This window comes from Corynebacterium sp. HMSC069E04 (assembly GCF_001813175.1).
GTDB classification, from domain to species: Bacteria; Actinomycetota; Actinomycetes; order Mycobacteriales; family Mycobacteriaceae; genus Corynebacterium; species Corynebacterium aurimucosum.
On sequence record NZ_KV811677.1, the window covers coordinates 21,004 to 30,990 of the forward strand.

10 protein-coding genes are annotated in these 9,987 nt (G+C 61.3%); 6 read left to right on the forward strand and 4 right to left on the reverse strand.

Annotated features, from left to right (window positions below):
- Positions 1-114: 114 nt before the first annotated feature.
- The gene (locus HMPREF2896_RS07005; protein ID WP_046647289.1) at positions 115-495 is read right to left on the reverse strand and encodes a cold-shock protein; all 381 of its coding nucleotides are present in this window, start codon (positions 493-495) and stop codon (positions 115-117) included.
- 528 nt (positions 496-1,023) lie between these two features.
- On the opposite strand from HMPREF2896_RS07005, the gene HMPREF2896_RS07010 reads away from it, so the two are divergent.
- Positions 1,024-1,686 (forward strand): resuscitation-promoting factor Rpf1 domain-containing protein, encoded by a 663-nt coding sequence (locus HMPREF2896_RS07010; RefSeq protein WP_010187768.1) that lies wholly within the window; start codon positions 1,024-1,026, stop codon positions 1,684-1,686.
- A 100-nt stretch (positions 1,687-1,786) separates the two neighbouring features.
- On the opposite strand, the gene HMPREF2896_RS07015 is transcribed toward HMPREF2896_RS07010, so the two are convergent.
- The gene (locus HMPREF2896_RS07015; RefSeq protein ID WP_239663567.1) at positions 1,787-2,743 is read right to left on the reverse strand and encodes an ABC transporter permease; all 957 of its coding nucleotides are present in this window, start codon (positions 2,741-2,743) and stop codon (positions 1,787-1,789) included.
- 111 nt (positions 2,744-2,854) lie between these two features.
- Between HMPREF2896_RS07015 and HMPREF2896_RS07020 the strand changes: the two genes are divergently transcribed.
- Positions 2,855-3,457 (forward strand): TetR/AcrR family transcriptional regulator, encoded by a 603-nt coding sequence (locus HMPREF2896_RS07020; protein WP_246824004.1) that lies wholly within the window; start codon positions 2,855-2,857, stop codon positions 3,455-3,457.
- A 124-nt stretch (positions 3,458-3,581) separates the two neighbouring features.
- Here HMPREF2896_RS07020 and HMPREF2896_RS07025 read toward each other — a convergent pair whose 3' ends face one another.
- Positions 3,582-3,767 carry a hypothetical protein gene (locus HMPREF2896_RS07025; RefSeq protein ID WP_010187772.1) on the reverse strand — a complete coding sequence of 62 codons (186 nt, stop codon included), beginning with the start codon at positions 3,765-3,767 and terminating at the stop codon, positions 3,582-3,584.
- Positions 3,768-3,867: 100 nt separating this feature from the next.
- On the opposite strand from HMPREF2896_RS07025, the gene HMPREF2896_RS07030 reads away from it, so the two are divergent.
- Genes HMPREF2896_RS07030 through HMPREF2896_RS07045 form a run of 4 tightly spaced genes read left to right on the forward strand, consistent with a single transcriptional unit; the run spans position 3,868 to position 9,416 of the window.
- Entirely contained in the window at positions 3,868-5,970 is a 2,103-nt protein-coding gene (locus tag HMPREF2896_RS07030; RefSeq protein ID WP_070718697.1) for a helicase-associated domain-containing protein, read from the forward strand.
- Positions 5,971-6,007: 37 nt separating this feature from the next.
- Positions 6,008-7,645 carry a DNA repair helicase XPB gene (locus tag HMPREF2896_RS07035; RefSeq protein WP_070718700.1) on the forward strand — a complete coding sequence of 546 codons (1,638 nt, stop codon included), beginning with the start codon at positions 6,008-6,010 and terminating at the stop codon, positions 7,643-7,645.
- Positions 7,646-7,649: 4 nt separating this feature from the next.
- Positions 7,650-8,288, forward strand: a complete 639-nt coding sequence (locus HMPREF2896_RS07040; protein ID WP_070718703.1) for a DUF3239 domain-containing protein — start codon at positions 7,650-7,652, stop codon at positions 8,286-8,288.
- Positions 8,289-9,416 carry an aminotransferase class I/II-fold pyridoxal phosphate-dependent enzyme gene (locus HMPREF2896_RS07045; RefSeq protein WP_070718706.1) on the forward strand — a complete coding sequence of 376 codons (1,128 nt, stop codon included), beginning with the start codon at positions 8,289-8,291 and terminating at the stop codon, positions 9,414-9,416.
- 71 nt (positions 9,417-9,487) lie between these two features.
- Here the strand turns inward: HMPREF2896_RS07045 and HMPREF2896_RS13190 are convergent, their stop codons facing one another.
- Positions 9,488-9,946, reverse strand: a complete 459-nt coding sequence (locus HMPREF2896_RS13190) for a CPBP family intramembrane glutamic endopeptidase (RefSeq protein ID WP_083311463.1) — start codon at positions 9,944-9,946, stop codon at positions 9,488-9,490.
- Positions 9,947-9,987: the final 41 nt, after the last annotated feature.

Below are 9,987 nucleotides of genomic sequence, written 5' to 3' on the forward strand. Positions count from 1 at the left end.
CCCGCAAACGACAAAGTGCCCTAGCTGCCAAAAGTACGTCTGATTATTGAAAAATCAGCACAGCTTTCGTCAGCTAGGGCACTTTTCAGTTACGGGCCTAAGGCTTTAGACCCCTTAGCTATCCAAATCCTTGGCAATAGCGCGCAGGATCTCGGCAACCTGGCGGCCAGTCTTGCGCTCTGGATAGCGTCCTTGGCTCAGCACCGGCTGCACCTGGGTCTCAAGCAATGTCATGACGTCGGAGAGCATGCTCGCCAGCTCTTCCGGTTTGCGGGCCGGGGTGCGGCGGCGCGGGGAATCAAGCACCTTCACGCGCAGCGCCTGCGGGCCACGGCGGCCAGCCGCGAAATCGAATTCGATGCGCTGACCCTGGTACAGCTCATCAACGCCCTTGGGCAGCACATTGCGACCAACATAGACGTCTTCATCACCAGGATTGCTGACAAAGCCGAAGCCCTTGTCTGCGTCATACCACTTCACTTTGCCGATAGGCATGGCTCTTCACTCACTTTCTTTCCGTGTCTCCTCGTCTAAGAGCTTAGGCGCTGCCAGGCACCAGGCTGATAGGCTCCGCCAGTCTTGGGACGAGGAGGCGCGGCGAGGCGTGATCCGAATTCATGCGGCCGCGCGGAGGGACTATCCGTGGAACTTTTAAAGAGATATATTTTAACCCTCCGACTCCCGACAAAGAAACCCACGGTAGATATCACCCCAGCAACCACACCCGTTACATGTGTGAGGTAGCTAACATTTGCACCACGAACAGGGGAAACGCGGAGGAATCGGCACTTTCGTTACCGTTTTGGGCCATTTAACGTGACTGTTTCGTTATAAACCGCTACTCTCTCCCTCAGGCACTTCGGCTGCCGGCCGTGGAAGTCTCGCCCCAGACACAGTCCGGGCTTCCGCACGGCGGCCATACATGATGTGCATGAACATGAACATCAATTGCAAAACTATATGCCGGACTGGGCATCATCTGGGCGCGAGAAAGCAAGAACAACCTAGAGAAGGAATACTTTAATGGGACGCCACTCCGCTAAGAACAAGTCCATCGCCACCAAGTTTGCCGCCTCCACTGTTGCCGTGGGCGCCGCCGCAGCCATCATGGCACCGAACGCTGCCGCTGCACCGGATTCCGATTGGGACCGCCTCGCACAGTGCGAGTCCGGCGGCAACTGGGCCATCAACACCGGCAACGGTTACCACGGCGGTCTGCAGTTCAACGCTCAGACCTGGCAGGCCTACGGCGGCGGTGAGTTCGCTCCGACCGCTAACCTGGCAACCCGCGAGCAGCAAATCGCTGTTGCTGAGCGCACCCTGGCACAGCAGGGCTGGGGCGCATGGCCGGCCTGCTCCGCCAGCCTGGGCCTGAACTCCGCCCCGACCCCGCGCAACGTGAGCGCTGCCCCGGCACCGGCTGCTACCCAGGTAAAGGAAGAGACCGCACCGCAGGCACCGGCTGAGGCACCGAAGGCAGTCCACGAAGCTGCCGAGGAGCCCACCGACGAGCTGGCTGTTGACGCCCTCTACACCCTCATCGAGGACACCGCTACCCAGTACGGCCTGACCATCCCGGCTTCCTTCACCGAGCAGTACAAGGCCAACCGCCACGACTTCAACGCCTTCTACTCCGCTAACCGCCACGTCATCGACCCGCTGGCACAGGTTCTGGCTGCACGCTAAGCAGCGCGCCGCGCCGTGCAAGCTGAGCACATAAAGGCAAAGCTTTAACTACACAAAAGAGGCTGGATGGTTTTCTCCATCCAGCCTCTTTTAGTTTTGACTAAGCCTTTTCCTCAACGGCAGCGTCTTCCTTAGCGCGCGACCGATCACAGGCCAGCAACACTAGGCCAACAACAATCCACAGCCCTAGCGACCACCACGCATGGCCGAAGCCTTGCCCATCAAAGAAGGACAGCGAGCGGACTAGGTGACCCGTCGCGCCGATGGGCATCCACTGCCCCAGCGTCGACCACCCGGTAGGCAGCAGCCACGGGCCGGTTGCCAGACCCGACAGCGGGTTCGCTAAGAAGATAGTCAGCACGGCACCGATTCCAATACCCGCGGCACCCATCACCCCCGCAAGGCCTGCAGTCACCGCAGACGTCGCAAGGATGCCCGCAGCGATAGCCATCCACTCGGCAGCGAAGCTGCCACCGAGGGTTCCATAGACGGAGTGCAGCATCCACGTAGCAACGAGCCCGCCGAAAAGCGCAATACCAACGAGCACCCCCAGCTTGACCCATTTCTTGCCACGAAATGCAAAGGTGGCAATAACAGCGGAAATAATCCCGCCAAAGGCCAGCGGCAGGCCCAGCAGTGCGATACCGCTCGCCTGCGGGTCCTCCTTCGTCGTCGGCGCCAGCTCCTGCTTCTCCACGGACATTCCTTGTGCTTCAAGCTGGCCAGCGAGGCCATCAATCATCGTCACGTAGGGAGCACCATTTCCCGCAGCGGTGAACTCACTCGCGCCCTGCGGGGAGATGACCAGTCCACCAACAGCTTCACGCTGCAGCACCGCGTCGCGCACCTCGGCCTCGCTGTGCTTCACGACGATCTCCGGGGCCTCATCCCCCGCCGCACTCTCAATCTTCTGCGAGATGCCTTCGAGCATGGGCTCCGGCGCCGAAATGGCAACCGGAACGCCAGCCGGACCCGACGCAAAGGTGGGCGCCAAAAACGCCCACAGCATAAGGCCGATGACGACGGGGATCCCCACAATGGCAACTATCGATTTCACAGCAACCGATGGCTGCTTTCCTTCCTGACTTTTCACCGCTGACACTTCTAACCTCCAAATGGAACAGGGTGTTTCGTTTACAAAGTGGAGCATAGTGTTCCGTTTGGTATGATGCAAGCTGTGAGACAAGACGCAGCAGAACACAAGCAAGCCATCGTCGCAGCAGCCAGGCAGCTGCTCATCAGCGAGGGACCGGGCGTGTCCATGCGCTCCATCGCCAAGAAAGCCGGCGTGGGCGTCGCCACGGTCTCACGCCACTTCCCCGAACGGCTCTCCCTCCTCGATGCCGTCACCGGCGCGGAGGTAGCACACATCAAAGAAGAGGTGGACAGCCACCTACAAGGTTTCGACGAGGATCCCGAAGGCACCTGGCGCGATATTATTCATCGGATCGCCAGCCTTAACTTCGCCGCGGTTGTTCAAGCAGCGGCAGCCGAGGTGAATACTGCCTCATTCTCAGACGATGACGTGCAGGAGATCGCTACCCAGCGCAAAGCTGAACTGAAGTCGATCTACCAACCGATTATCGAACCCACGCGACAAGCAGGTCTCTGCCCCGAGTCCCTCACCCCGCTCGAACTTCACATCGGCATCGGTCTCATCACCCGCCCGCTGCCCAGAACACCAGTGAGCGCCGACTACCTATCAGGTATACAAGCCCAGCTCATCGATACGCTGCTCGACGGCCTTAAAGCCCAAGCCCGTGCCAACTAGTTGAGGCGCAAGTACATTACAAACACGTATAGCCCCACCGAGGAGAACATTCTCGGAGGGGCTGAAAGCAAGCCGGAAGGCTCAACGTATCCGCTAAGTGAAGCGCAGATTTCTGCGCGCCTACTTAGCGGTTGATGCGGGTGTACGGGTGAACGTAGTTGAGCTTTTCTGCCGGCATCGGCAGAATCAGGTCGTCACCGTACGGGCTGGAAGCACCAGCAAAAGGTGCAGTAAGTTCAGTAATAGCGTGCTCGCGGGGGCTGTTCTTCGGCCAAGCCGGGGATACGAAGCCTTTGTTCTCGTTCGACATGCTCCTTATTATTCCAAACCCCGCGGCAAAAAGTAACTTATTGACCCAACGAGGGCCCCATGCCTCCCCCTTCCACTAACTACTAAGCTTGATCGCCATTATGACCTCCCCTTCACACCGCGCCCGCGTCACCGAGAGCTACCGCGAGTGGCTCAGCCGCTTACCCGATGAAGACCTGCGCGCCCTGCTGAGCACCCGCAGCGATGTCCTCTCCCCCGCACCGAAAGACTTCGACGCGCTCGCCTCGCGCCTAACTCTGCCGATGCACGTCGTGGACGCCTTAGCAGCAAGCAACGCCGAGCAGCTGGCTGTCTTAGAAGATATCGCCCTACGCGGCGGCGAAGTGGACATGGTAGAGGACACCAACCCTGAGGTAACTTCGCAGCTCAAGCAACGCGGCCTCGTCTTTGGTGACGCCCCGGAGGTGCGCATCGTCACCGCCGTGATGGGCTCACTTCCCACCGGCTGGTCGTTGCGCAACCAAGTAGAGTTCGATGAGAAGGATCTAGCCGCGCTTGCTCCCGAGGAGCGCCGAGTCCTTGATGCTTTAAGCAATGGCGACGGCATGGGCTATACCACCGACACCGAGCCGGACATCAACTCCGAGGATCCCGCCAAGCGCCTGCTGGCCAAAGGTTTTCTGGAGCGTATCAACGCGCACTCGGTGCGCCTGCCGCACTCGCTCGCCCGCCTGCTGACTGGTGATACCACCCCGCCCATTCCCACCACCCCCTCGGGGCGCGCCGGTACCCCAGAACCGGATGCCAGGGCTGACGACGCCGGCGCGGCAGCTGGCGTGGAAGCCGTGCGCGGCATGGAAAGGCTCATCGAGCTGCTCGGAAGCCATCCGGTAGCGCTGCTGAAAGACTCTTCGGTCGGCGTTCGCCCCCTCAACCAACTGGCCAAGGACCTCGCTCTGGAGAAGGAGGAGGTTGCGCGGCTTATCTGCTTGGGCCACCATGCTAGGCTTCTCCACCGCGGCGAGCCGGATGGCTTGGAGGGGCATTTCCTCGCACCTACCACTGGCTCCCAGGACTGGCTCGAGGCCGATCTCGGGGAGAAGTGGCGCATTCTTCTCGACGCCTGGCGTACCTCCCCCTGGGCCAGTTGGGCTGAGACCCGGGTTCTCGCAGACGACAGTATTGTGCGCCGCCTGCCGCGCTTCCGCGCTTTCGTTCTCGGCGTCTATACACACTCCGCAGTCGCGCTGAACAACGAAGAGTTCTGGGAGGACCTACGCTTTCGCTCCCCGCTATTTGCCAGCCACACGCGCACGGTGACCATTGAGCAGCTGCGCGCCGAAGCCGAATGGATCGGTGCTATAGCGCTGGGCAAGGCTACCCGCGCGCTGAGTGATTCCGCCGCAGCCGCCACACTCGTCCCCGAAACGGTCAGCGAATTTATCATCCAGCAAGACCTCACCGTCCTCGTTCCCGGCCCCCTTGAGCCGGCCACGCACCGCACCCTCGCATCCCTAGCGGACCTCGAATCCCCAGGCCTAGCCAGCGTATACCGCATCAGCGAGGCCACCATTCGCCGCGGCATGGACCAGGGGCTCACCGCCCAGGAAATGACCGACTTTTTGGAAGCGCACTCCCCGACAGGCGTGCCGCAGGCGTTGAGCTTTGCCATCGGGGACGTCGCCAAGCGCCATGGCACCCTCCGCAGTGGACCTGCACTGTCCTATTTGCGCAGTGAGGATCCCGCGCTGCTGGAGCTCGCAGTTGCCTCAGTCCCCGGCCTGCGCCTGCTCGCGCCCACCGTGGCGGTATCTCAGCTGCGCGTGGGCGAGCTGCTGGAGAAGCTGCGCACTAAGGGGCTCTCCCCCACTGCGGAGGATGAATCCGGCGCCTCCCTGGCCGTCGCCCCCGAGCCTTACCTTTTGCCCACGCCCCGCACAAAGCCCCGCAAGCGCGAGCCCGCCTCGGTGGATGAAGCCGTGCAGGCCCTGCGGCAATCAGCACAGAACCCGAGCGCGCAGAAGGAAGAGGAGCCAGATCCCCTCACGCTCGCCCGTGCCGCCGCGCGCTTCCACGCCGATATCGTGATCTCCTATGCCGATAAAAGCGGCGAGCTGCGCACCGTGACTGTGAAGCCACTGTCGGTGGAAGGCGGCTACATTGATGCCCTAGGCGCAGCGGGCAAACCCGTGCGCTTCCCGGTTCACCGCATTTCCTCCGTCCGCTTCGCCGACAGGGATTAAGTCCTTCCCTGACGCCCAGAGTAGAAAGGCCCCAGACATGCCCGGACCACTCATCGTCCAATCGGACAAGACCGTCCTCCTCGAGGTGGATCACCCGCAGGCCGACGAGGCTCGCGCAGCGCTCGCACCTTTTGCTGAGCTGGAGCGCGCGCCCGAGCACATCCACACCTATCGCATCACCCCACTGGCACTGTGGAATGCCCGCGCCGCCGGGCACGATGCCGAGCAAGTCGTCGACGTTCTGGAGAACTACTCCCGCTTCCCGGTGCCGCAGGCGCTGCTGATCGACGTCGCCGAGACCATGTCGCGCTACGGCCGCGTGCGCCTCCTGGCACATCCGGCCCACGGTCTCATCCTCGAATCGGACGAGCCTGTCATCCTAGAGGAGCTCACGCGTACCAAGAAGGTCAGCGAACTTCTGGGCCCGCGCATTGATGACAACACCATCGCCGTCCCACCTTCCGCGCGCGGGCGGCTCAAACAGGAGCTGCTCAAGGCCAGCTGGCCCGCCGATGACCGCGCCGGCTACGTCGATGGCGAATCCCACCCCATCGCACTGAGCACGGAGGAGGTGGACTGGAGCTTACGCGATTATCAGCAGTATGCCGCCGAATCCTTCTGGTCCGGTGGCTCCGGCATCGTGGTCCTGCCGTGTGGCGCGGGCAAGACCATCGTGGGTGCTGCCGCCATGGCCAAAGCACAGGCCACCACGCTCATCCTGGTGACCAATACCGTCGCTGGGCGCCAATGGCGCGATGAACTGCTGCGCCGCACCAGCCTCACCGCGGAAGAGATCGGTGAATACTCCGGCGAAAAGAAAGAGATCAAGCCGATTACCATCGCCACCTACCAAGTGGTTACCCGCAAGACCAAGGGCGAATACCGGGCACTCGAACTCTTCGATTCCCATGACTGGGGACTTATTATCTACGACGAAGTCCACCTTCTGCCTGCCCCGGTCTTCCGCATGACCTCCGACCTGCAATCGCGCCGCCGCTTGGGGCTGACCGCCACCCTCATCCGCGAAGACGGCCGCGAGGGCGATGTCTTTTCGCTCATCGGGCCCAAACGCTATGACGCGCCATGGAAGGAGCTGGAATCCGCCGGCTATATCGCCACCGCGGACTGCGTGGAGGTTCGCGTGGACATGACGCAGGACGAGCGCTTGCTCTATGCCACGGCACAGGCGCGGGAGCGCTACCGGATTGCGGCGTCGGCAAGCGCGAAGCTGCGGGCCGTCGACAAGCTGCTGAAGAAACATGCAGGCCAGCAGGCACTCATCATCGGCGCTTACGTGGACCAACTGGAGGAGCTCGGTGAGCACCTAGACGCGCCGGTTATCGACGGCAAGACCTCCACCGCCAAGCGCGAAAAACTCTTCCAACAATTCCGCGAGGGCGAGCTTCTCACCCTGGTGGTATCCAAGGTGGCGAACTTCTCCATCGACCTTCCCGAGGCTGCCTTGGCCATCCAGGTCTCCGGCACCTTTGGCTCCCGCCAGGAAGAGGCGCAGCGCTTGGGCCGCCTGCTGCGCCCGAAGAAGGACGGGCAGGAGGCTACCTTCTACACTCTGGTGGCGCGCGAATCCATCGATGCGGAATATGCCATGCACCGCCAGCGCTTTTTGGCCGAGCAAGGTTATGCCTACCGGCTGGTGGACGAAGTAGACTTGTGAGCTGATGAAGATTTTCAAGTTTGAAGTCAACGAAGACTTTGCCAAGAAGAACAATGAGCTCCTGCGTGATTCCGCGCGCCTGCGCAACTCCGGACTCATCATGGGCCTCTTATTTATCATCGGCGGCATTGCCGTCTACTTCGGCATGGAGGCCGTCTGGCGCATCACGCTAGCGCTGGGCATGGTGCTCTTCGGAATCTTTTGCGCCGTCATCGGCGTCTTGGCCTCAAGCAAGGTCGGCTCGGCTCAGAAACTCTATGATTCCTATCCGTTAGCCCCCGCCGTCGTCGCAGAGGTCAACGAGCGCGACATGGTCCTCATGGCGCTGGTGAACACCAACGTGGACCCGAAGGCTCCGCCGCGCTGGGGCGCCTGCCTGCGCACGGTCACCAATATCCCGGGCATTAAGCGCACCGTGGGAACCAAGGTTCCGGTGGCCGCGGTCTCCGGTCAGCGCAGCAGCGGCGATCAAGACCACTGGCAGCAAATCACCCCCATGCCGATTGCCTGGGGTACCCCGGATGCGGAGACCGTGACGATTGCCCGCAAATCCATTCCGGAAGACCAGTGGCAGCGCCTCGAGCGCGCCCGCAAACGTCTGACCGATGTAAAAGCTACGAAATACGATTTGTTGGTGCTGTAAATGACTGTCGAGAGACTACAAGAATTCGGCGAAACCATCTTCGCCACCATGACCGCGCTTGCCGTGGAGAATAGCGCGGTGAACCTAGGCCAGGGTTTCCCCGATAGCGACGGCCCGCAGCGCATGCTGGAGATCGCCCAGGAAAACATCGCCGGTGGCAACAACCAATACGCTCCCCTGCGCGGGGCCCCGGAGCTGCTCAGCGCCATCGCGGAGACCTACTCCGTACCCCAGGACCACGTCGTGGTCACCGCCGGCGCTACCGAAGCGATTACCGCCACGGTGCTCGGCTTAGTAGAACCGGGCCACGAGGTCATTGTCCTTGAGCCCTACTACGATGCCTACGCCGCTGCCATCGCGCTTGCCGACGCCACCCGCATCCCCGTCCCCTTGAAGGAATCCGGCAATAGCTGGGATATCGACGTCGATGCGGTGCGTGCAGCCGTGACCGATAAAACCGCCATGGTCATCATCAACACCCCGCACAACCCGACCGGCTCGGTCTTCTCCCGCGAAGCACTCACCGAGCTCGCCAAGCTCTGCGTGGAAAGGGACCTGCTGGTTCTCGCCGATGAGGTCTATGAAAACCTCACCTTCGGCACCGACCACGTCAGCATCGCCTCCCTGCCGGGGATGGCCGCGCGCACCGTCACCGTGTCATCTGCCGCCAAATCCTTCAACTGCACCGGGTGGAAGACCGGCTGGGCCATTGCAGAGCCTAAGCTTCTCGACGGCGTCATCAAAGCCAAGCAATTCACCACCTTCGTCTCCACCACGCCCTTCCAGCCAGCCGTGGCCCATGCCCTGCGTTATGAACAAGAATGGCTAGACGACATGGTGGCTGAACTTGCAGAGTGCCGCCGCATCCTCGTGGAAGGCCTCAAGCAACTGGGATTCCACGTCCATGACACCGGCGGCACTTACTATGTGGTTGCCGATGTCTCCTCTACCGGTTTAAGCGGCATTGATTTCTGCATGCAGCTGCCCGAAACGAAGGGCGTGGCTGCCATCCCGCTGGCCGCCTTCACGGACAATCCCGAGCCGTGGAAGTACAAGGTACGCTTCGCCTTTTGCAAGCGCCCTGAGGTCATCCGGGAGGCCGTGCGACGCCTAACGGACGAAAGATAGACCTGCGGCACAGAGCTTTGTGCTCAGAGTTGACCATTAATCGCCCCGAGCACACGAACGCAATCCTTCACTTAACCCGCCAGCAGTCCAATCCCAACATTAACGGCAGCATGTAGAATTGAGCACTCAATGATGCTGCCCGAACGATATCTCACCGCGCCAAGTATCCAGCCACTGAGGAACTGAACGGGAAGTATCGGCCACAGATGCACATCAACACTCAATAGCACGAGGTGAGGCACGAGAAAAAGAGCGGCCTGAAGAGTGTTCCCACCCCATAGTCCCCAGCGTCGAAGAAACAAGCCGCCGAGGAATCCTCGGAAGAAAATCTCCTCGCCTACGGCTCTAAGAATCGCGGCACCACTTACCCCTTGGACGAGAACGACACCTGGGAGGGTAAGACTAGCTGTCGGCACGAGACGGATACCAAGGTAACCAATTCCTAGCAGCACAGGGAACAAAACGAGGCTTAACCCTGCCGCTTGCCAGCTTCCCCATCGCAACCCCACATGTGCCCGGGCACGGGACACCCCAAGTGACTTTTGAAGCGTCCTGGGTTTAGTTCCGCTTC